General features: G+C 61.6%; 17 protein-coding genes. 5 read left to right on the top strand and 12 right to left on the bottom strand.

What is annotated here, in order from left to right:
- Window positions 1-23: 23 nt before the first annotated feature.
- The gene (gene uvrB / locus ACLEXF_RS11285) at window positions 24-2045 is read right to left on the bottom strand and encodes an excinuclease ABC subunit UvrB (protein WP_004886127.1); all 2022 of its coding nucleotides are present in this window, start codon (window positions 2043-2045) and stop codon (window positions 24-26) included.
- A gap of 410 nt (window positions 2046-2455) precedes the next feature.
- Here uvrB and ACLEXF_RS11290 point away from each other — a divergent pair, with 410 nt between their 5' ends.
- On the top strand, window positions 2456-2668 hold the full coding sequence (locus ACLEXF_RS11290; protein ID WP_004886124.1) for a hypothetical protein: 213 nt from the start codon (window positions 2456-2458) through the stop codon (window positions 2666-2668).
- Window positions 2669-2754: 86 nt separating this feature from the next.
- The gene (locus ACLEXF_RS11295; RefSeq protein ID WP_017900923.1) at window positions 2755-3477 is read left to right on the top strand and encodes an ABC transporter ATP-binding protein; all 723 of its coding nucleotides are present in this window, start codon (window positions 2755-2757) and stop codon (window positions 3475-3477) included.
- Here the strand turns inward: ACLEXF_RS11295 and bioD are convergent.
- Genes bioD through bioB form a run of 4 tightly spaced genes read right to left on the bottom strand, consistent with a single transcriptional unit; the run spans window position 3419 to window position 7067 of the window.
- A complete protein-coding gene (gene bioD, locus ACLEXF_RS11300) occupies window positions 3419-4141 on the bottom strand; it encodes a dethiobiotin synthase (RefSeq protein WP_004886117.1) in 723 nt (240 codons plus the stop codon). The two genes, ACLEXF_RS11295 and bioD, sit on opposite strands and share 59 nt — an antisense overlap.
- A complete protein-coding gene (gene bioC, locus ACLEXF_RS11305) occupies window positions 4134-4889 on the bottom strand; it encodes a malonyl-ACP O-methyltransferase BioC (RefSeq protein ID WP_004886115.1) in 756 nt (251 codons plus the stop codon). The genes bioD and bioC overlap by 8 nt, the downstream gene beginning before the upstream one ends.
- Window positions 4873-6030, bottom strand: a complete 1158-nt coding sequence (gene bioF / locus ACLEXF_RS11310) for an 8-amino-7-oxononanoate synthase (RefSeq protein ID WP_004886112.1) — start codon at window positions 6028-6030, stop codon at window positions 4873-4875. The genes bioC and bioF overlap by 17 nt, the downstream gene beginning before the upstream one ends.
- On the bottom strand, window positions 6027-7067 hold the full coding sequence (bioB, locus tag ACLEXF_RS11315) for a biotin synthase BioB (protein ID WP_004886109.1): 1041 nt from the start codon (window positions 7065-7067) through the stop codon (window positions 6027-6029). Before bioB ends, bioF begins: the two co-directional genes overlap by 4 nt.
- 85 nt (window positions 7068-7152) lie before the next feature.
- On the opposite strand from bioB, the gene bioA reads away from it, so the two are divergent.
- Both bioA and ACLEXF_RS11325 read left to right on the top strand, forming a co-directional pair.
- Window positions 7153-8442, top strand: a complete 1290-nt coding sequence (bioA, locus tag ACLEXF_RS11320) for an adenosylmethionine--8-amino-7-oxononanoate transaminase (RefSeq protein ID WP_064189369.1) — start codon at window positions 7153-7155, stop codon at window positions 8440-8442.
- Between the two features lie 70 nt (window positions 8443-8512).
- Window positions 8513-8989 carry a kinase inhibitor gene (locus tag ACLEXF_RS11325; RefSeq protein WP_002895575.1) on the top strand — a complete coding sequence of 159 codons (477 nt, stop codon included), beginning with the start codon at window positions 8513-8515 and terminating at the stop codon, window positions 8987-8989.
- Between the two features lie 240 nt (window positions 8990-9229).
- Here the strand turns inward: ACLEXF_RS11325 and ACLEXF_RS11330 are convergent, their stop codons facing one another.
- The 6 genes from ACLEXF_RS11330 to hutI form a co-directional block, all read right to left on the bottom strand.
- The gene (locus ACLEXF_RS11330; protein WP_004886104.1) at window positions 9230-10612 is read right to left on the bottom strand and encodes an amino acid permease; all 1383 of its coding nucleotides are present in this window, start codon (window positions 10610-10612) and stop codon (window positions 9230-9232) included.
- Between the two features lie 98 nt (window positions 10613-10710).
- Window positions 10711-12246: a histidine ammonia-lyase gene (gene hutH, locus ACLEXF_RS11335; protein ID WP_136084606.1), complete on the bottom strand. Its 1536-nt coding sequence runs from the start codon at window positions 12244-12246 to the stop codon at window positions 10711-10713.
- The gene (gene hutU, locus ACLEXF_RS11340; RefSeq protein ID WP_004886099.1) at window positions 12243-13931 is read right to left on the bottom strand and encodes a urocanate hydratase; all 1689 of its coding nucleotides are present in this window, start codon (window positions 13929-13931) and stop codon (window positions 12243-12245) included. Before hutU ends, hutH begins: the two co-directional genes overlap by 4 nt.
- A 142-nt stretch (window positions 13932-14073) precedes the next feature.
- Entirely contained in the window at window positions 14074-14799 is a 726-nt protein-coding gene (locus tag ACLEXF_RS11345; protein ID WP_017899626.1) for a histidine utilization repressor, read from the bottom strand.
- A 57-nt stretch (window positions 14800-14856) separates the two neighbouring features.
- Window positions 14857-15813 carry a formimidoylglutamase gene (hutG, locus tag ACLEXF_RS11350; RefSeq protein WP_048294407.1) on the bottom strand — a complete coding sequence of 319 codons (957 nt, stop codon included), beginning with the start codon at window positions 15811-15813 and terminating at the stop codon, window positions 14857-14859.
- Window positions 15810-17069 carry an imidazolonepropionase gene (gene hutI / locus ACLEXF_RS11355; protein ID WP_072421935.1) on the bottom strand — a complete coding sequence of 420 codons (1260 nt, stop codon included), beginning with the start codon at window positions 17067-17069 and terminating at the stop codon, window positions 15810-15812. Before hutI ends, hutG begins: the two co-directional genes overlap by 4 nt.
- A gap of 214 nt (window positions 17070-17283) precedes the next feature.
- On the opposite strand from hutI, the gene ACLEXF_RS11360 reads away from it, so the two are divergent.
- Window positions 17284-18567, top strand: coding sequence for a putative acyl-CoA thioester hydrolase (locus tag ACLEXF_RS11360; protein ID WP_335894863.1), 1284 nt, complete (start codon window positions 17284-17286; stop codon window positions 18565-18567).
- Between the two features lie 76 nt (window positions 18568-18643).
- Here the strand turns inward: ACLEXF_RS11360 and ACLEXF_RS11365 are convergent, their stop codons facing one another.
- Complete coding sequence (locus ACLEXF_RS11365) at window positions 18644-21331, bottom strand: cation-transporting P-type ATPase (RefSeq protein ID WP_049116087.1); 2688 nt, start codon at window positions 21329-21331, stop codon at window positions 18644-18646.
- Window positions 21332-21341 lie beyond the last annotated feature (10 nt).

A 21341-nucleotide genomic window follows, 5' to 3' on the forward strand; every position in this document is an offset into this window, starting at 1 on the left:
CTCCCGGCAGTACACGCCGGGACTCAGGAGGCGGCGATAAACAGTTCGCGCAGCTGATGCAGCTGGTCGCGAATTTGCGCCGCCTCTTCGAACTCGAGGTTTTGCGCGTGCTGCATCATCTGCCCTTCCAGCTCGTGGATTTTCTGCTGCAGCGCTTTTGGCGTCATATCCACGCCGCTGAGCCCGGCAGGCTCGACGGCCTTCGCTTTACCGCGCCCTTTGGCTTTGGTTTTCGCCAGGCTCTGGCCCAGCTGCAGGATATCCACCACTTTCTTGTTGAGCCCCTGCGGCACAATGCCGTGCTCTTCGTTATAGCGCTGCTGTTTCTCCCGTCGACGCTCTGTCTCGCCGATGGCTTTCGCCATCGAGGGGGTGATCTTATCGCCGTACAGGATAGCCTTGCCGTTGACGTTGCGCGCCGCGCGGCCGATGGTCTGGATCAGCGAGCGTTCGGAGCGCAGGAAGCCCTCTTTGTCCGCATCCAGGATCGCCACCAGCGACACCTCCGGCATATCCAGCCCCTCACGCAGCAGGTTGATCCCGACCAGCACGTCAAACTCGCCAAGACGCAGGTCGCGGATAATCTCCATACGTTCGACGGTGTCGATATCCGAGTGCAGATAGCGCACCCGCTCGCCGTGCTCCTCAAGGTACTCGGTTAAGTCTTCCGCCATCCGCTTGGTGAGGGTGGTGACCAGCACGCGCTCGTTGATGGCCGTGCGCAGGCGGATCTCCGACAGCAGATCGTCGACCTGGGTCGCCACCGGCCGCACTTCGATGATCGGATCCAGCAGACCGGTCGGCCGCACCACCTGATCCACCACCTCGCCGCCGGATTTATCCAGCTCGTAGGCGCCGGGGGTGGCCGACACGTAGATGGTTTGCGGCGCCAGCGCTTCGAATTCTTCAAACTTCATCGGCCGGTTATCCAGCGCCGACGGCAGGCGGAAGCCGTACTCCACCAGCGTCTCTTTGCGCGCCCGGTCGCCGCGGTACATACCGCCGATCTGCGGCACCGTGACGTGAGATTCGTCAATCACCAGCAGGCCGTCTGCCGGCAGGTAGTCGAACAGGGTGGGCGGCGGCTCGCCGGGGCCGCGCCCGGAGAGGAAGCGCGAGTAGTTTTCAATGCCCGAGCAGTAGCCCAGCTCGTTCATCATTTCGAGGTCGAACTGGGTGCGCTGGGTTAAGCGCTGCTCTTCCAGCAGCTTGTTGTTGGCCAGCAGCACCTTACGCCGCTCCGCCAGCTCCAGCTTGATCTCTTCCATCGCCTGGACAATGCGCTCCCGCGGCGTCACGTAGTGGGTCTTGGGATAAATGGTGTAGCGCGGCACCGTCGATTCCACATGGCCGGTGAGCGGGTCGAACAGCGACAGGCGCTCAACTTCTTCGTCAAACAGCTCAATGCGCAGGGCGATATCGTCCGATTCCGCCGGGAAGACGTCGATCACCTCGCCGCGCACCCGGAAGGTGCCGCGCTGGAAGGCCTGATCGTTGCGGGTATACTGCAGTTCCGCCAGGCGGCGCAGGATCGCCCGCTGGTCAATCAGCATCCCCACCGTCAGATGCAACATCATTTTCAGATACAGGTCCGGGTCGCCGAGGCCGTAAATAGCCGAGACCGAGGCCACCACCACCACATCGCGCCGCTCAAGCAGCGCTTTGGTGGCCGACAGGCGCATCTGCTCGATATGTTCGTTTACCGAGGCATCTTTCTCAATGAAGGTATCTGAGCTGGGGACATAGGCTTCCGGCTGATAGTAATCGTAGTAGGAGACGAAATACTCGACGGCATTCTCCGGGAAAAACTCTTTCATCTCGCCGTAGAGCTGGGCCGCCAGAGTTTTGTTTGGCGCCAGCACCATCGTCGGCCGCTGCAGATCGGCAATCACGTTGGCGATGGTAAAGGTCTTACCGGAGCCGGTGACCCCCAGCAGCGTTTGATGCGCGAGCCCATCCTCCAGCCCCTCTTCCAGGCGGCGGATGGCTTCCGGTTGGTCTCCGGAGGGGCGAAAGGCGGAATGCAGAACAAACGATTTACTCATCAATCAGAACCTGAAAAAGATTTAGCGGCCGGTGTTTAATTCTACCCCCCGGGCCGTTTTTTGCCAATAAATTATACTGGATATTTAAACAGTGCGTGCTTATGATAGCGCCACAATATGGCCTTTTTTGCCGGTAAGCAGGGTATAAAACGCGCGCCGGGCGGAATAATCCTCCGGCCGTCAGGGTTATCCCCAGAAATTTTTACCTTTTAACATTTGTCAAGCGGACGGGTGAAAGTTTTATGGCAGCAGATGACGCTTTTCTTACACCCATTGATTTTATCTAACAAGCTGATATTTAATGCTTTTAAAGAAAAGACGCCTTTCGCGCCAATTCAGCCGCAAGCCGCGTACGCTCTAGCTTACCGCAGGTTTTCTAACTCTAATACACAAGGTTATCCACAGGAATAGTGGATAACTGTCTGCAGCCCAAGACCGCCGCCGCCCGGCGCAAATCGTCTGGCGGCCTTAATCACGTGGCGAAAAATTTTTATCGAACTATTTTTGATAACTATCCGCTTAAAGCCGCTCGATTTTTGCTGCTTTTTGCACCACCCTTTAGCGTCGGGCACCGGAAAAGTGCACCCCAGGCGCTGGCTGTGCCTGATGGTATCGGCATTTAGCGTTTTTTTCCGAGCGTTCTTTTTCCTGGCAAGAGTTTTGCAGCATCTTTCTGTCGCCCTGACGCCAGGATAAGGAGAAAACGTCCATGTTGAATTTACAGGCAGTAAATCACTTTTACGGCAACCAGCATTCGCTGTGGAATGTCGATCTTGAACTACGCCCGGGGGAGTGCATTGGCGTACTGGGACGCGAGGGCATGGGAAAAACCACCCTGGTTAACTGCATTGCCGGGCACCTGCCGGTGGCCAGCGGCCGGATGACCTGGCATGACATTGGCGCCCCGCCGCAGGATCTCACCCCCCTGTCGGCCCAGTCGCGCAGCGCCATCGGTATCGGCTATGTGCCGCAGGATAAACGCATCTTTTCGCAGCTCAGCGTGGAAGAGAATCTGCATATTGCCCTCGCGGCCGGGAAACCCGGGGCTAACGCCAGCGGCGGCGAAATCTATGAGCATTTTCCCGAACTCTATGCCCTACGGCAGCGCAAAGGCGCCTCGCTGAGCGACGACGATCAGTACCAACTGGCGCTGGCCAGGGCGCTGATTGTCCAGCCTCGGCTGCTGATCCTTGATGAACCCTCGCGCGGCAGAGGGCCGCGCTGTCTGCAAAAGCTGGCGGATCTGCTGCTGCGGTTGAATCGCGATATCGGCCTGACGGTGCTGCTCGCCGAGCAGCACCTGCCCTTTATCCGCCGGGTGGCGGATCGTTTCTGTGTTTTGCACCGGGGCCGTAACGTCGCCGAAGGCGATATTATGGCGCTGGATGAACCGCTGCTGGCGCAGTGGATGACGCCGGATCCAGCGCCCTGAGATCCAGATGCTGGCCGAGATCGTCGCGCTGCGCGATATCGGCAAGCCACGGTATTTCGCCGAGGAACGGCGCGGCCAGCCGGTTTTTCAGCGTCGCCAGATACTCGGCGTGGCGCTTGCCCGGCGGCTGCACGTCATTGGCGATCCACCCCGCGAGCGGCAGCCCTGCCTGGCGTACCGCCTGGGCGGTAAGCATCGCGTGATTGATGCAGCCGAGCTTGACGCCCACCACCAGAATCACCGGCAGCTGCTCCGCCTGCGCCCAGTCGGCAAAGGTCAGGGTTTCCGACAGCGGCGTAAACCAGCCGCCGGCCCCTTCCACCAGCACCCAGTCGGCGAGGCGTTCTAACTCGCGCAGCCCGCTGGAGAGCCTCGCCGCGGCGATCGGCCGCCCTTCGTCGGCGCTGATGATGTGCGGTGAGGTCGGCTCGGCGAAGGTATACGGGTTAACCTGTTCATAGCGCAGCGCGACCCGGCTATGACGCTGCAGCGCCAGGGCGTCTTCATTACGCAGCCCTGCGGCGGTAAGCTCGCTGCCGGAAGCCACCGGCTTGTAGCCAGCGGTGTGAAAACCCAGCTGATTCGCCGCCTGCAGCAGGGCGCTGCTGGCGATGGTTTTCCCGACTTCAGTATCGGTCCCGGTGACAAAAAAACGTTTAGTCACGCTCAATGACTCCTGTAAAAAGAGAATACGTCAGCGGGCAGACGCCCTGCCGCTGCGGCCAGGCCAGCTGTAGCTCGCGCAGTTTGCCGCGGCCAAGCGGGGCCGATGCCCGCCCCTGGTGCAAATGGGTGGCGCCGATGCCCTTCAGCGATCGCATGGCGCTCAGCGCGTCGGCGAACGGCAGGCTAATCTGATGCACCTCGCCGGACGCCCGCAGGCCGCTCAGCGCCGCGCGCACCGCCGCTTCGCTGAGAAAACGGTTGGCATGCGGCCGGTCGTCGATGGCCTGCCACGCCTGATTGAGCTCCGGCAGCGAGTCGGCCAGCAGCGTGCTAAACGCCACCCTGCCGCCGGGGCGCACCACCCGGTACAGCTCGCCAAGGGCGGCGCGCAGATCGTCGCACCACTGCACCGCCAGATTGCTCCACGCCAGATCGACGCAGGCGTCCGGCAACGGCAGCGCCTCAATGTCGCCCAGCAGGTAATACTGAGCGGCGTCGTTACGCTGCGCCTCTGCCAGCATCCCGGGGGAGAGATCCAGCGCGGTCACCACGCTGCCCGCCTCACGCCAGCGGCGGCTCATGCCGCCGGGGCCGCAGCCAGCATCCAGCACCCGGGGAAAATCGCGACGCGCCAGCTGGCGCAGCAGCAATTCCGCGCTGCGCCGCTGCAGTTCATCATGTTGCGAATAGCCGCCGGCCGCCCGGCCAAACGCCGCGGCCACCGCCTGCTTATTCACCGTGGCCATGCAGCACCTCCAGTAAACGGTTAATGTCCTCAGCCTGATGGGCGGCGGTCAGGGTCAGGCGCAGACGAGCGCTGCCGACCGGCACCGTCGGTGGACGGATCGCCGTCGTCCAGCAGCCCGCGTCGCGCAGACGTGCGGCCAGGCTCAGCGCCCGGCCGTTATCGCCGACGATCAGCGGCTGGATCGCGCTGACGGAGTCGGTCAACCCCAGCGACACCTCGCCCATCCCCTCACGGAACTGACGGATGCGGGCGGCCAGGATGTCGCGACGCTGCTGTCCTTCATTGCTGCGAATGATCCGCAGGGCGGCGCTCAGCGCCACCGCCTGGGCGGGCGGCATCGCGGTGCTGTAGATCAAATGACGGGCAAACTGCAGCAGATAATCGGCCATTGCTTCGTCGCACAGCACCGCCGCGCCGCTGACGCCGAAGGCCTTGCCGAAGGTAACCACCAGCAGCTCAGGGCGCACCGCCTGCGCGGCGCAGCTCCCGCGTCCTTCGTCGCCGACCACGCCGACGCCGTGGGCGTCATCCACCAGCAACAATGCCCCTGCTGCCTGCGCCGCGGCGTGAATGGCCGCCAGCGGCGCGCTGTCGCCATCCATGCTGAAAATGCCTTCAGTGACCGCCAATTGTTCGCCCGCCAGCGGCTTAGCCAGCAGTTGCGCGAGCTGCTGCGGATCGTTGTGAGCGAAACGGCGTAGCTGCGCCGGGCTGAGGCTTGCCGCCTCCAGCAGGGAGGCGTGGCTCAGGCGGTCGGCCACGATCCGATCCTCTTTATCCGCCAGGGCGGCGATCAGCGCCTGATTGGCGGCAAAGCCGGAGATAAACAGCAATGCGCGCGGATAGCCCAGCCAGTCGGCAAGTTCCTCTTCCAGCGCGCGGTGGGCCTCGTTATAGCCGCTTACGTGTCCCGAACCGCCGGAACCGACGCCATAACGTTCCGCCCCCTGCTGCCAGGCGGCGATAATCGCCGGATGCTGGCTCAGGCCAAGATAGTCATTACTGGAGAAGTTAAGCCAGCGCTCCCCTTCCCGCGCCAGCCAGCGCCCGGCGCCGTGCGTCACCGGCAGGCGGCGGCGAAGAGCATCCGCCGCCCGTCGCTCGTCCAGCGCCCTATCGATTCGCTGCTGCCAGGTCATAGCACCGCCGCGTTGTAATATTCCTCAGTGTCCGGGGTGAGTAAGGCCTGCTCCAGACGCTGCTGCTGCTCATTGTCGCCCTCCAGCACCGCCGTCTGCTGCGGGTTGATCCCCAGCTTGCGGAACAGCTGCAGATCTTTGTCCTCTTCCGGGTTCGGCGTGGTCAGCAGCTTGCAGCCGTAGAAAATGGAGTTCGCCCCGGCCATAAAGCACATCGCCTGGGTCTGCTCGTTCATCTGCTCGCGGCCGGCGGAGAGACGCACGTAAGAGGTGGGCATCATGATGCGCGCGATGGCGATAGTGCGAATAAAATCGAAAGCGTCGACATCGTCGTTATCCGCCAGCGGCGTACCTTTGACCTTCACCAACATGTTGATCGGTACGCTTTCCGGCGGCGTGGGCAGGTTAGCCAACTGCAGCAGCAGGCCGGCGCGGTCTTTCACGGTCTCCCCCAGCCCGACGATACCGCCGGAGCAGACTTTGATCCCGGCGTCACGCACTTTGTCCAGGGTATCCAGGCGCTCCTGGTAGGTGCGGGTGGTGATGATGTTGCCGTAAAATTCCGGCGAGGTATCGAGGTTGTGGTTGTAGTAATCGAGGCCCGCCTCGGCCAGGCGCTGCGCCTGGCTGTCGGTCAGAGTGCCAAGCGTCATGCACGACTCCAGCCCCAGGGCCTTCACCCCTTTCACCATCTGCTCCAGATACGGCATATCGCGGTCATTGGGGTTTTTCCACGCCGCGCCCATGCAGAAGCGGGTCGAGCCGGCGTTTTTCGCCTGACGCGCTGATTCCAGCACCTGCTCGACTTCCATCAGGCGCTCGGTTTCGAGCCCGGTTTTATAGCGCGCGCTCTGCGGACAATATTTACAATCTTCCGGGCAAGCGCCGGTTTTGATCGACAGCAGGGTGCTGACCTGCACCTGGCGCGGATCAAAGTGTTGCCGGTGGATTTGCTGCGCTTCGAATAACAGATCGATGAGTGGTTTATTAAATAATTCAGTTACTTGCGACATTGTCCAACGTACGTGGTGAGCCATTGGCTTCTCCAAAGGGTTTTGTTAATTTACGGTTCGGTTTATACTCGTAAACCTAAATGTTTTCAAAATGGTTTACAAGTCACTTATGACCCTGGACGATCTCGCCTTCGATCGGCGCCACATCTGGCACCCCTACACCTCTATGACTTCCCCCCTGCCGGTCTACCCGGTGGTTTCCGCCCACGGTTGCGAGCTGTCCCTCGCCGGCGGCGAACAGTTGGTTGACGGTATGTCCTCCTGGTGGGCGGCAATCCACGGCTACAATCACCCGCGTCTTAATGCGGCGATGAAAGCGCAAATCGACCAGATGTCGCACGTCATGTTCGGCGGGATCACTCACCCCTCGGCGGTGGCCCTGTGCCGCCAGCTGGTGGCAATGACTCCGGAATCGCTAGAGTGCGTTTTCCTCGCTGATTCCGGTTCGGTGGCGGTTGAGGTGGCGATGAAAATGGCGCTGCAGTACTGGCAGGCGAAAAGCCAACCGCGTCGACGTTTCCTGACCTTCCGCAATGGCTATCACGGCGATACCTTCGGCGCGATGTCGGTCTGCGATCCGCAGAACTCGATGCACAGCCTGTGGCAGGGCTATCTGCCGGATAACCTGTTCGCCCCCGCGCCGCAGAGCCGCTTTGACGGCGAGTGGGATGAAATGGATATGGTGCCCTTTGCCCGCCTGATGGCCGCGCACCGTCACGACATCGCCGCGGTGATCCTCGAACCGATCGTACAGGGCGCGGGCGGGATGCGGATGTACCATCCGGAGTGGCTGAAGCGGGTGCGTAAAATGTGCGACCGGGAAGGGATACTGCTGATCGCCGATGAGATTGCCACCGGCTTTGGCCGCACCGGCAAGCTGTTCGCCTGCGAGCACGCCGGGATTACCGCCGACATATTGTGTCTGGGCAAGGCGCTGACCGGCGGCACCATGACCCTCTCCGCCGCGCTGACCACCCGCGAGGTGGCGGAAACCATCAGCAACGGTGAAGCTGGCTGCTTTATGCACGGCCCGACCTTTATGGGCAACCCGCTGGCCTGCGCGGTGGCCAGCGAAAGCCTGCGCCTGCTGGAGAGCGGCGAATGGCAGCGGCAGGTGGCGGCGATTGAAGCCCAGCTGCTGGCCGAGCTGGCGCCGGCGCGGGGATCCGCCCTGGTCGCCGATGTCCGCGTGCTGGGCGCTATTGGCGTGGTTGAAAGCCGTCGCCCGGTCAATATGGCTGCCCTGCAGCGCTTTTTCGTCGAGCAGGGGGTGTGGATCCGCCCGTTTGGCCGCCTGATCTATTTGATGCCGCCGTACATCATCGCGCCTGACCAGCTGTCCCGCCTGACCCGCGCCGTTAACCTGGCGGTGCAGGACGAAACATTTTTTAGCGAATAAATAGCGGAATTGCGTCGTGGTGCAGGCTACACTTCCAGGTTAATCAGCGCATTATCAATGAGGATGAAGCATGAAACTGATCAGTCACGATCTCCAGGACGGCGGTAAGCTGCCTAATCGTCACGTCTTCAACGGCATGGGCTACGATGGCGACAATATTTCGCCGCATCTGATGTGGGATGATGTGCCCGCGGGAACCAAAAGCTTTGTGGTGACCTGCTACGATCCGGATGCGCCGACCGGCTCCGGCTGGTGGCACTGGGTGGTGGCTAACCTGCCTGCGGATACCCGCGTCCTGCCCCAGGGGGCCGGTTCCGGTCAGGCGGAGCTGCCGGAAGAGGCCGTTCAGACCCGCACCGATTTTGGCAAGGCGGGATACGGCGGCGCAGCCCCGCCGAAGGGCGAAACCCACCGCTATATCTTTACCGTCCACGCCCTGGACGTCGAAAAAATTGAAGTGGATGCCGAGGCCAGCGGCGCAATGGTCGGCTTTAACGTCCATTTCCATTCCCTCGCCAGCGCCTCCATCACCGCCCTGTTCAGTTAATCTCCCCCCGGATAGCGGCTGTCGCCTTATCCGGGCTACTTGCGGCGCCATTTGTTTTTCGGGTGGCGCTGCGCTTACCCGACCTACAATCCCCCCAGGCCCACGCAAGCGCAGCGCCGCCGGGCGATTGCCGCGGGCACGGAGCCGCTTTTATGCCGGGCGGCGGCTGACGCCTTGCCCGGCCTACGGTCCGTGCCATTTGTAGCCCCGGTAAGCGCAGCGCCACCGGGGAAATTGGCCTTACTGTTCAGTGGCTACCTGCAGCGCCGTTTTACGCACCCGCGCGTACCACACCACCGTCAGCAGCCCGAGCCAGACCAGGCCGGCAATCAGCGCCATCCGCGTCTCAGCAAACATCCCCAGCACCGCGATAACCAGCCCCATAAACAGCAGCGTCAACAGCGGCGCAACTGGCCAGAACGGGACGGGGAAGGCAATCTGGCTGCGCTCTTCGGCAGACAAACTACGGCGCATGGCGAAATGGGACAGCAGAATCATCAACCACACCCACACCGTGGCGAATGCCGCCAGCGAAGCAATCAGCACAAAGACCTGCTCGGGGATCAGATAGTTCAGCACCACCGCCGCCAGCAGCGCGCCGCCCATGACCACCACCGTCATCCAGGGTACGCCGTTGCTGGCGATGCGCTGGAAGCTTTTCGGCGCCAGCCCCTCTTTCGACATGCCGTACATCATGCGCCCGGCGCCGAAGATATCGCTGTTAATTGCCGAAATGCTGGCGCTGATCACGATGATGTTAAGGATTGTCGCCGCCGCCGGTATCCCCAGACCGTCGAAAATCAGCACAAACGGACTCCCCTGCTCGCCAAAGCTGTTCCACGGGAAAATCGCCATCAGCACCGCCAGGGTGCAGACGTAGAACAGGATAATACGCAGCGGAATGGTATTGATGGCCTGCGGGATGACCTTTTTCGGATCTTTCGCTTCCGCGGCGGTGACGCCGATAATCTCCACCCCGCCGAAAGCGAACATCACGATGCCAAGCGAAGCGATAACGCCCTGCCAGCCGTTAGGAGCAAAGCCGCCGTGGCTCCACAGATTTTCCAGCCCGGTAGCCGGGAAGCTATGGCCGAAGCCAAAGAAGATGATCCCGGCGCCCGCCAGCATCATGGCGATAATCGCCACCACCTTCACCAGCGACAGCCAGAACTCCATCTCGCCGAACACCCGCACGTTGCACAGGTTCATGGCGCCGATAAAGAAGATGATGCTGAGGATCCAGATCCAGCGCGGGACATCGGGATACCACAATCCCATATAGATGCCGAAGGCGGTGACGTCGGCCAGGGCGACGATCACCATTTCAAAAGTATAGGTCCAGCCGGTAATAAACCCGGCCAGCGGCCCGAGATACTGGCGGGCATAGCTGCCGAAGGAGCCGGAAACCGGGTTGCGCACCGCCATCTCGCCCAGCGCGCGCATGACGATAAACACCGCCGCGCCGCCAATCAGATAGGCCAGCAGCACCGCCGGGCCCGCCGCCTTGATGGCGGAGGCCGAGCCGTAGAACAGCCCGGTGCCGATAGCGGAGCCGAGCGCAATAAATCGAATGTGTCGGGCATTGAGCCCGCGCAGCAGATGTGGCTTGTGTTGTTGTTGCATATACAGGTGTCCTGGTTTTTTTATATGACGACAAATATGCGATGTAGGGCGGTCGGGGGAATGACTTCCCCCGACGCGGGTACAGAGAACAACGGTGATTAGTGCAGGCCTGGCAGTACGGCAGGCAGCAGACGCGTCAGGTGACGGGCCGCCAGAAGCGCAATGGCATTATCGATATCCGGGGCGAAGTAGCGATCCTGCGTATAATGAGGGACACGTTCGCGCAGCAGATGACGCGCTTCTTCCAGCAGTGGGCTGGTGGTCAGCCCTTCGCGCATATCCAGCCCCTGCACCGCCGCCAGCCACTCAACGGCCAATACGCCGCGGGTGTTCTCGGCCATCGCCCACAGGCGGCGACCGGCCGCCGGCGCCATCGAGACGTGGTCTTCCTGGTTGGCGGAGGTCGGCAAGCTGTCGACGCTGTGCGGGTGCGACAGCGCTTTGTTTTCACTGGCCAGCGCCGCCGCCGTGACCTGGGCAATCATAAACCCGGAGTTCACCCCGCCATTTTTCACGAGGAACGGCGGCAGCTGCGACATATGGCTGTCCATCATCAGCGCGATGCGGCGCTCGGAGAGCGAGCCGATTTCGGCGATCGCCAGCGCGATATTATCCGCGGCCATCGCCACCGGCTCGGCGTGGAAGTTACCGCCGGAGATGACGTCATTTTCAGCGGCAAAGACCAGCGGGTTATCAGAGACCGCGTTGGCTTCGGCCAGCAGCACTTCCGCCGCCTGGCGGATCTGGGTCAGGCAGGCGCCCATCACCTGCGGCTGACAGCGCAGGGAGTACGGGTCCTGCACCTTGCTGCAGTTATGGTGCGACTGCGAGATCGCGCTATCGTCGGTCAGCAGATGGCGATACAGCGCCGCCGCATCAATCTGCCCGCGCTGGCCGCGTACCTCATGAATACGCGCATCGAACGGACGACGAGAGCCCAGCGCCGCTTCGGTGGTTAACGCCCCGCAAACGACCGCGGAGGCGAACAGATCTTCGGCTTCGAACAAACCGCGCAGGGCAAAAGCGGTCGAGGCCTGGGTGCCGTTGAGTAGCGCCAGCCCCTCTTTCGCCGCCAGGGTAATCGGCTCCAGCCCAACCTGACGCAGCGCTTCGGTAGCCGGCAGCCATTCGCCGCCGCGTACCCGCGCTTTGCCTTCGCCAAGCAGGGTCAGCGACATATGCGCCAGCGGCGCGAGGTCGCCGGAGGCGCCGACGGAACCTTTCGCCGGGATCCACGGCGTCACGCTGGCATTCACCAGGCCAATCAGCGCCTGGATCACGCTCAGGCGGATCCCGGAGAAACCGCGGGACAGGCTATTAATCTTCAGCACCATAATCAGGCGCGCCAGGTCATCGTCCAGCGGCTCGCCAACGCCCGCCGCATGGGACAGCACCAGCGAACGCTGCAGGTTCTCCAGATCTTCCGTCGAGATCCGGGTCTGCGCCAGCAGGCCAAAACCAGTGTTAATGCCGTAGGCGGTCCGCCCTTCGGCAAGGATGGCGTTGACGCAGGCCACGCTCTCGTCAATGGCGGCAAACGCGCCGCTGTCGAGGGTAATATTCACCGGGTGGCTGTAGATGTCGCGGAGCTGCGACAGGCTGAGTTGACCCGGGATCAGAGTTAAAGATTTCATTTCGCGTTCCCCTGCGTTGCCGCGACCATCGGAAGATTGAGACCCTGTTCTGCTGCGCATTCAATGGCAATCTCGTACCCCGCGTCGGCATGACGCATCACACCGGTGGCCGGGTCGTTGTGCAGGACGCGGGCGATACGCGCCGCCGCTTCATCGGTGCCATCGCAGACGATAACCATCCCGGAGTGTTGCGAGAAGCCCATGCCTACCCCGCCGCCGTGGTGCAGCGACACCCAGGTCGCGCCGCTGGCGGTGTTGAGCAGGGCGTTGAGCAGCGGCCAGTCGGAGACCGCGTCAGAGCCGTCGCGCATCGCTTCGGTTTCGCGGTTTGGGCTGGCGACGGAGCCGGAGTCAAGGTGATCGCGGCCAATGACGATCGGCGCGGAGACTTCGCCGCTGCGCACCATTTCGTTAAACGCCAGGCCCAGCTTCTGCCGCCATTCCAGACCGACCCAGCAGATACGCGCCGGCAGCCCCTGGAAGCTGATGCGCTCGCGCGCCATATCCAGCCAGTGGTGCAGATGCTTATCATCCTTAATGATCTCTTTCACTTTGGCGTCGGTTTTGTAGATATCCTGCGGATCGCCGGAGAGCGCTACCCAGCGGAACGGTCCGATACCCCGACAGAACAGCGGGCGGATATAGGCCGGCACGAAGCCCGGGAAATCAAAGGCGTTGCTGACGCCCACTTCCTGAGCCATCTGGCGAATGTTGTTACCGTAGTCAAAGGTCGGGACCCCCATCTCATGGAAGGCCAGCATCGCCTGCACGTGGTCGGCCATCGAGCGTTTCGCCGCCAGAATGGTGCCCTGCGGATCGGATTCGGCTTTCTGCTGATACTCTTCCCAGCTCCAGCCTTTCGGCAGATAGCCGTGCAGCGGGTCGTGGGCGCTGGTCTGGTCGGTGACCATATCCGGGCGCACGCCGCGTTTCACCAGCTCCGGCACGATCTCCGCGGCGTTGCCGCACAGGGCGATGGAGATAGCGCGACCTTCGGCAGTGTATTTCTTGATGCGCGCCAGGGCGTCATCCAGAGAAGTAGCTTGTTCGTCCACATAGCGGGTGCGCAGACGGAAATCGATGCGGCTCTGCTGGCATTCAATGTTCAGCGAGCAGGCCCCGGCCAGCGTCGCGGCCAGCGGCTGCGCGCCGCCCATGCCGCCCAGCCCGGCGGTTAGCACCCAGCGGCCTTTCAGGCTGCCCTGATAGTGCTGACGACCGGCTTCGACGAAGGTTTCGTAGGTGCCCTGCACGATGCCCTGGCTGCCAATGTAGATCCAGCTGCCAGCGGTCATCTGGCCGTACATCGCCAGCCCTTTGGCATCCAGCTCGTTGAAGTGTTCCCAGGTCGCCCAGTGCGGGACCAGGTTGGAGTTAGCGATCAGCACGCGCGGCGAGTTTTCATGGGTTTTGAAAACGCCCACCGGCTTGCCGGACTGGACCAGCAGGGTTTCGTCGCTTTCCAGGTTCTTCAGCGCCTTCACGATAGCGTCATAGCATTCCCAGTTGCGCGCTGCGCGACCAATACCGCCATAGACCACCAGCTCGTGCGGGTTTTCGGCGACATCGGGATCGAGGTTATTCATTAACATACGCAGCGGGGCTTCGGTCAACCAGCTCTTCGCGGTCAGCGTCGTGCCTCTTGGCGCACGGACGTCCAGCTGGCGATATTTGCTTTGCGACATCGGGGTTTCTCCTGACAATGAACGTTGTTTACGTAGATACATATACTTGTCTATACAAGCATGCGCAAGCCAGGATTTAACAGAAATGATACAATTTTGTTATATTGCGTCAGCAATCACGTTTTGCTGACGCCAGTGTGGATCAGGAGCCAAAGCGGCCCTGCAGACGATAACGGCTGCCGGGGAACAGCAGGCGCGCGTGGGAAACGATATGGGTTGTCGACCAGGTGCGGCGACGGATCAGCAGGCAGGGATCGTGGGCGTGAATATGCAGCAGCGCGCACTCTTCCGCTGTGGCCTGCACCGCTTCAACAATATGTTCACCTTCGGTTAACGGGGCGATCAGCGACAGATAATCATGGGGCGTGGTGGCGGTATAATCCTGCTGGAGATAGTTCGGCACCACCGCGGCATTGACGCAGCGATCTTCGATTTGTACCGGCACCTCGTTTTCGTAATGCACCATCAGCGAGTGAAAGATGCGGGTGCCTTCCGCTACGCTGAGCGCCGTCGCCTGAATATGATCCGCCCGGGTCTCCTCCAGCAGCAGCACCTCGCAGCGGTGCTGATGGTGACGGGCAAGAATTTCTTCGGCAATGCTGCGCACCTCAAACAGCGCCGACTGCCCTTTCGGCTCGGCGACAAAGGTCCCCACCCCTTGCAACCTGACCAGCAGGCCTTCATCCGTTAGCTCGCGCAGCGCGCGGTTGATGGTCATCCGGCTGAAGCCGAACTGGGCCACCAGCTCCGCTTCCGAAGGGATACGGTCATGCGGTCGCCAGACGCCGCTGTGAATTTTTTCACCGATAGCCTGCTTCACCTTCTCATAAAAAGGCGCGGGCGCGGAACGGGGTTGCTGTGAAAACATAGCCTGGCTTTCCTTTTGCAAAATGGGCGGCGAAACACCCAGAATATACCGGAATGGCTACTGCCACCAATGGGCGATTTGCCATGCCAGACGGGCCGCCGCGCGGGCGCCCTGACCGTCAATGTCAAACTGCGGGTTGAACTCCACCAGATCCACCGCCTGCAGCTTACCGCTGCGGCACAACGGCTCTACGATGCGCAGCAGGGTCGCCAGCGGCACGCCCAGCGCCGCCGGCGCGGATACCGCCGGCATTTCGCGCGCCGGCAGCACGTCGAGATCGATAGTCAGATACAGACGGTCGAATTGCGCGATATTGCGCTCAAGCTCCGCCTGCACCCGGGTTTCGAAGGCCTCTAATACCTGTAGATCCTCCACAATAGCCACCTCGCGCCGCGCCGCTTCCTCCCAGAGCGCCTGGGTGTTGGCCGCCCGACTGACCCCGATGCAGGTATAGTGAAAACCGCGCTGCTGCGCCTCACACTCCAGCGCCAGCTGGCGGAACGGCGTCCCGGAGCTGGCGCACTCGGCAAAGCGCAGATCCAGATGCGCATCGAGGTTAATAATGCCCACTTTTTCGCCGGGGAAGGCATCCAGTATCCCGGCGCCGTGACCGAAGGCGGTCTCGTGGCCGCCGCCCAGTACCAGCGTGCGTTTGCCGGCGCGCTGGCAGGCGGTCACCGCCTCGCGCAGCGCCTGATGCGCGGCTTCCAGCTGGTCGCCATCGACGCTAATCGTGCCCATATCCACGCAGCGGTCGTGGCCCTGATGGCTGGCCATATTGGCCAGCGCCCGGCGTAGGGTCGCCGGGCCGTCAGCTGCTCCGGTACGCCCTTTGTTGCGCCGGACGCCTTCGTCACAGGCGAAGCCGAGCAGCGCGATATCGCCGGGCATCTCCTGCGGCGCGAAGCGTTCGGCACGGGGAATGGTCTGGAACAGACGCAGCGCATTCGGCGCTTCCGCGCTGTCGTCGCGACCTTGCCAAAGGTTAGCGGGGGTAGCTTGCCATAGCATCATTGCAGTTCTCCTCGTACCACACGCTGCCAGAGCGGACTGCGCCCCGGCTCATACACCATCTCGACCGGATGCTCAGCATCCCAGATGGCAAAGTTCGCCACAAAGCCCGCCGCCAGCTGGCCGTGGCTGTTCTGCCGCCCCAGCGCCCGCGCGGCATGGCGCGTCACGCCGGCCCACGCCTCTTCCGGCGTCAGGCCAAATTTGACGCAGGCCATGTTCATCGCCAGATGCAGGCTGGCGAAGGGGCTGGTGCCGGGGTTGAAATCCGTCGCCACCGCCATCGGCACCTGGTACTTGCGCAACAGTTCCACCGGCGGTTTGCGGGTTTCATTGAGGAAGTAGAACGCGCCGGGCAGCAGGGCCGCCACGGTGCCGCTCTCGCGCATCGCCGCCACCCCCTCTTCCGTCAGATATTCGATATGGTCGGCGGACAGTCCGTGATAACGGCTCACCAGCTGCGCGCCGCCCAGCGAGGAGAGCTGCTCAACGTGACCTTTAACCGGAATGCCTAGCGCCTGCGCCGCCTGAAACACCCGCTCGGTTTGCTGCGGGCTGAAACCGACGTTTTCGCAGAAGACGTCGACGCTTTCAAACAGCCCCTCCCGCCACAGCGTCGGCAGGATCGTCTCGCAGACCAGCGTAATATAGCCGTCGGCGTCGCCTTGATATTCCGGCGGCGTGGCGTGGGCAGAGAGCAGCGTCGCCGAAAGCTCGACGCCATTGTCGTCGGCCAGCTGGCGGGCGACCCGCAGCATTTTGCGCTCGTTTTGCAGATCGAGACCGTAGCCGGATTTGATCTCCAGAGTGGTCACCCCTTCACGCAGCAGGCGGGCCAGACGCGGCTGGGCCAGCGCCAGCAGCTCGGCTTCGCTGCTGTCGCGGGTGGCGCGCACGGTGGCATTAATCCCCCCGCCGCTGGCGCTGATGGTCTGATAGGAGACGCCGTTCAGACGCTGCTCCCACTCCTGGGCCCGGCTGCCGCCGAAGACGAGATGGGTGTGGCAGTCGATTAATCCCGGCGTGACCAGCCGGCCTTCGAGATCGATCCTGCGCCCGCTGGGAAGGTCATCTTCGGCGACGATCGCCGCAATGCGACCGTCGCGGACCAGCAGCGCGTGGCGCTCCAGCAGACCGTATGGTTGAGCGTGGTCGGGGTTCAAGGTGGCGAGACGGGCGTTTCGCCAGATAACGAATTCGGAGGTAGCTTCAGTCATAGCGCTTAACTTGTCATGGGTTGTATAGACATTTATTTTCATAACGCCGGGAATGTCAACAAAAGCGCGACTAAATGTTATTTATTTGTGACTAGGGACCGTCCCGGGAAAGCGTTCATTGCGTAAAGAAGGTAAGTTTTTCAGCCCACATCTTCCCGTTTCGTTCAAGTTAGTATAAAACAGCAGGTTTTAAAGGACTTATAGCCTGGCGTCTCAGCCGGGGTATTTCACTACGCTTAATTTTGCCCGGAGCAACATGAACACATATTCCGTTTCCCGTCTGGCGCTGGCGCTGGCCTTCGGCGTGACGCTGTCCGCCTGTAGCTCGACGCCTGCCGATCAACAGCCCTCAACGCAGACTGCACCGGGCACCACCGCGCGTCCCATTCTGAACGCCGATGAAGCAAAAAACTTTACCCCGGCGGCCTATTTCCAGTCGCTGAACCCCAATGCCGCGGCCTGGACGCCGTCCGCCATCAGCCTGCCGGCGCAGCCTGACTTTATCGTCGGCCCGGCGGGAACCCAGGGCGTGACCCATACCACCGTCCAGGCAGCGGTGGATGCGGCAATTGCCCGCCACTCTAACCGTCGCCTGTTTATCGCCATCATGCCGGGCGAATACCCGGGCACCGTCTACGTTCCGGCGGCGCCGGGCGCCCTGACTCTGTATGGTACCGGCGATAAACCGATTGACGTAAAAATCAGCGAAGCCATTGATTCTGAAATGGATCGCAACACCTGGCGTCGTCTGGTCAATCCGGGTGGTAAATACATGCCGGGCAAACCGGCGTGGTATATGTTCGACAGCTGCCAGAGCAAATCCACCGCCACCGTCGGCGTGATGTGCTCCGCGGTCTTCTGGTCGCAGAATAACGGCCTGCAGCTGCAGAACCTGACCATCGCCAACAACCTTGGCGACAGCGTCGATGCCGGTATCCACCAGGCCGTTGCCCTGCGCAGCGATGGCGACCAGGTGCAGATCGATAAGGTGAACATTCTTGGCCGCCAGAACACCTTCTTCGTGACCAACAGCGGTGTGCAGAACCGTCTGCAGGACAACCGCCAGACTCGCACCCTGGTAACCAACAGCTATATTGAAGGCGACGTGGATATCGTTTCTGGCCGTGGCGCCGTGGTGTTTGATAACACCGACTTCCGCGTGGTGAACTCCCGTACTCAGAAAGAAGCCTATGTCTTCGCGCCGGCCACCCTGAAGAGCGTGACCTACGGCTTCCTGGCGACTAACAGCCGCTTCACCGCCTCCGGGGATAACGTCGCGCAGCTCGGCCGCGCGCTGGATGTTGACGGTAACAGCAACGGTCAGGTCGTGATCCGCGACAGCGCCATCAACGAAGGCTTTAATATCGCCCAGCCGTGGGCGGCAGCGGTAGGCTCCGGCCGTCCGTTCAGCGGCAACACCGGCAGCGCGGATGACAAAGGCAATCTGCAGCGCAACCTCAACGACAACAGCTTCAACCGCATGTGGGAATATAACAACCGCGGCGTGGGAAGCAGCGTGGTCGCCGAGCCGAAACAGTAAAGCGCAACAAGCGTGAAGCATAATAAAAGAGGGGGCGATGCCCCCTCTTTCCTTTTTCGTTCAGCGCTTCACGCCCTCAGGCGGTTCGCCATTTGCGGGTCAGCGGTTTTTCCAGCTCCACGATCAGGAACATGGCGAAGCCGATGATAAAGGTGATCACCCAGTAGCGGAACGGCAGCCCGGTGGTGCCAAACAGCATCTGCATAAACGGCGCATAGATAATCAGCAGCTGCAGCACCAGCAGCACGCCGCTGACGATCCAGATCCCCTTGTTAGCCAGCAGACCTTTGGTTAACGAGAAACCATCCGACACGCGGCAGTTCAGCATATAGAACCACTGGGCGGTGACCAGGGTCTGCAACAGCACGGTACGGATAAACTCCGGCGAATAGCCGCGCGGCTGCAGCCAGGCTTCGAGAATAAAGGCGCTGACCGCAATCATCGACCCCACAAACGCCACGCGCCAGATGGCAAACCCGTCCATGACGTGAATTTTCGGGTCGCGCGGCGGCCGCCGCATAATATTTTTCTCACCGGCTTCAAACGCCAGACCAAACGACAGCGTGGCGGAGGTGGCCATGTTCATCCACAGGATCAGCACCGGCGTCAGCGGCAGCACGTTGCCTGCCAGCAGCGCGATCACGATCAGTAAACCCTGCGCAAGGTTGGTCGGCATGACAAAAAGAATGGTTTTCTTGAGATTGTCATACACCCGGCGCCCCTCGCGGACCGCGCTGGCGATGGTGGCGAAGTTGTCGTCGGTCAACACCATATCGGCGGCTTCCTTGGTGACTTCGGTTCCCTTGATCCCCATCGCCACGCCGACGTCAGCCTGCTTCAGCGCCGGGGCATCGTTCACCCCGTCTCCGGTCATGCCGACAATCTCTTTCTTGCTCTGCAGAGCCTGCACCAGACGGAACTTATCTTCCGGGCTGGTGCGGGCGAAGATATCGAACTGCTGCGCGGCGACGCTCAGCTGCGCGTCGTCCATCACCTCCAGCTCGCGCCCGGTGATGGCGTTACCCGCATTGCCAATCCCCAACATTTTGCCGATGCTCATCGCCGTTTGCGGATGGTCGCCGGTGATCATCTTCACGCGGATCCCGGCCTGCAGGCAGTCGGCAATCGCCGTGATCGCTTCCGGACGTGGCGGATCCATCATCCCGGCAACCCCTAATAAAATGACCCCCTGCTGCAGATCCTGATGGGTCAGCTCGGTCTGGCCTGCGGCAGCTGGCTTCCAGGCCGCGGCCACCATGCGCAGCCCCTCCCGGGCGTACTCTTCAATTTTGCTTTCCCAGTACGGGAGATCCAGCGGCTGCAGTCCGTTGTCGCTCTGCTGATACTGGCACAGGCGGAACAGAACGTCAGGCGCGCCGGTGACCAGCACCACCTCCTCTTCGCCCAGCCGGTAAAGCGTCGACATGTATTTATATTGCGAATCAAAAGGAATTTTACTACGCAGCTCGCTGGGCTGCGGCGGCAGGGTTATCTTCGCCGCCAGCACCTTCAATGCCCCCTCGGTGGGGCCGCCGGTAATTTTCCACAGCCCGCCTTCCTCTTTGATAAGCTGGCTGTCGTTACACAGATCGATAGTGCGCAGATAGCGCTCAAGAAGCGATCCTGGCGCCACGGCGATCGGCGTCGGGTCGTCGATGGCATGGATTTTACCGACCGGCTCATAGCTGTCCCCTTCCACCCGATAGACGCTGTCCGCGGTGATCACCGCCTTCACCGTCATTTCGTTCATGGTCAGGGTCCCGGTTTTATCCGAGCAGATAACGGTCATCGCACCGAGGGTTTCCACCGTCGGCAGCTTGCGGATAATCGCTTTCTGACGGGCCATCGCCTGCACGCCAAGCGACAGAATAATCGAGATAATCGCCGGCAACCCTTCCGGGACCGACGCCACCGCGAGGCTAATTAACGACAGCATCAGTTCGGAGACCGGCATATCGCGGAACAGCAGGCTAAAGACGAACAGCGCCGCCATCATCACCAGAATGAGGATAAAAATGGCTTTGCCCAGCTTATCCATCTGCACCAGCAGCGGCGTGCGATGTTTCTCAATGCCCGCCATCATCTGGTTGATGTGGCCCAGCTCGGTATCGCCGCCGGTGGCCACCACGATCCCTTTCCCCGCCCCTGAGCTGACGGTGGTCCCGGAAAACACCAGGTTGCTGCGATCGCCGAGCGGCAAATCACCGCTTAGCGGCTCGGTGGTTTTTTCCACCACCGTCGACTCGCCGGTGAGGATTGCCTCTTCCACCCGCAGGTTGTGCGCCTCAATCACCCGTAAATCGGCGGGGATTCGGTCGCCGGCGCGGATCACCACGATATCGCCGGGCACCAGCGAGGTGGTGGGGATGGTTTCATGGTTGCCCTGGCGGATCACCACCGCCTCGCTGGAGAGCATATTACGGATACTCTGCAGCGATTTTTCCGCATTACTCTCCTGAATGAAGCCGATCAGCGCATTGACCACCGCCACCGCGAGGATCACTGACATGTCGATCCAGTGGCCCATTACCGCCTTGAGCAGCGCCGCCGCCAGCAGGACGTAGATCAGCACATCGTTAAAATGCACAATAAAACGCAGCCAGGCGGGTTTACCCGGCTTCTGCGGCAGGGCGTTTTCGCCATACTGCTGCAGGCGCGTGGCCGCCTCTGTTCCGCTAATCCCGTCCGGCGAACTCTGCACGCTGGCGAGCGTCTCCTCGACGGAGCGCTGATAGTAGGGCGCCCCCGGTTTATCTGTATTCATACTCTCTCCC

Source organism: Klebsiella pneumoniae complex sp. WS1778 (assembly GCF_049472055.1).
In the GTDB taxonomy this organism is placed as follows: domain Bacteria; phylum Pseudomonadota; class Gammaproteobacteria; order Enterobacterales; family Enterobacteriaceae; genus Klebsiella; species Klebsiella quasipneumoniae.

Coding starts and splice junctions, on each gene's coding strand:
- hutU (WP_004886099.1), bottom strand. CDS start 13,931: ATGTCGCAAAGCAAATATCGCCAGCTGGACGTCCGTGCGCCAAGAGGC.
- bioC (WP_004886115.1), bottom strand. CDS start 4,889: ATGGCCACGGTGAATAAGCAGGCGGTGGCCGCGGCGTTTGGCCGGGCG.
- ACLEXF_RS11365 (WP_049116087.1), bottom strand. CDS start 21,331: ATGAATACAGATAAACCGGGGGCGCCCTACTATCAGCGCTCCGTCGAG.
- ACLEXF_RS11295 (WP_017900923.1), top strand. CDS start 2,755: ATGTTGAATTTACAGGCAGTAAATCACTTTTACGGCAACCAGCATTCG.
- bioB (WP_004886109.1), bottom strand. CDS start 7,067: ATGGCTCACCACGTACGTTGGACAATGTCGCAAGTAACTGAATTATTT.
- ACLEXF_RS11330 (WP_004886104.1), bottom strand. CDS start 10,612: ATGCAACAACAACACAAGCCACATCTGCTGCGCGGGCTCAATGCCCGA.
- hutH (WP_136084606.1), bottom strand. CDS start 12,246: ATGAAATCTTTAACTCTGATCCCGGGTCAACTCAGCCTGTCGCAGCTC.
- uvrB (WP_004886127.1), bottom strand. CDS start 2,045: ATGAGTAAATCGTTTGTTCTGCATTCCGCCTTTCGCCCCTCCGGAGAC.
- hutI (WP_072421935.1), bottom strand. CDS start 17,069: ATGAAAATAAATGTCTATACAACCCATGACAAGTTAAGCGCTATGACT.
- bioA (WP_064189369.1), top strand. CDS start 7,153: ATGACCCTGGACGATCTCGCCTTCGATCGGCGCCACATCTGGCACCCC.
- ACLEXF_RS11360 (WP_335894863.1), top strand. CDS start 17,284: ATGAACACATATTCCGTTTCCCGTCTGGCGCTGGCGCTGGCCTTCGGC.
- ACLEXF_RS11325 (WP_002895575.1), top strand. CDS start 8,513: ATGAAACTGATCAGTCACGATCTCCAGGACGGCGGTAAGCTGCCTAAT.
- bioF (WP_004886112.1), bottom strand. CDS start 6,030: ATGACCTGGCAGCAGCGAATCGATAGGGCGCTGGACGAGCGACGGGCG.
- ACLEXF_RS11345 (WP_017899626.1), bottom strand. CDS start 14,799: ATGTTTTCACAGCAACCCCGTTCCGCGCCCGCGCCTTTTTATGAGAAG.
- hutG (WP_048294407.1), bottom strand. CDS start 15,813: ATGATGCTATGGCAAGCTACCCCCGCTAACCTTTGGCAAGGTCGCGAC.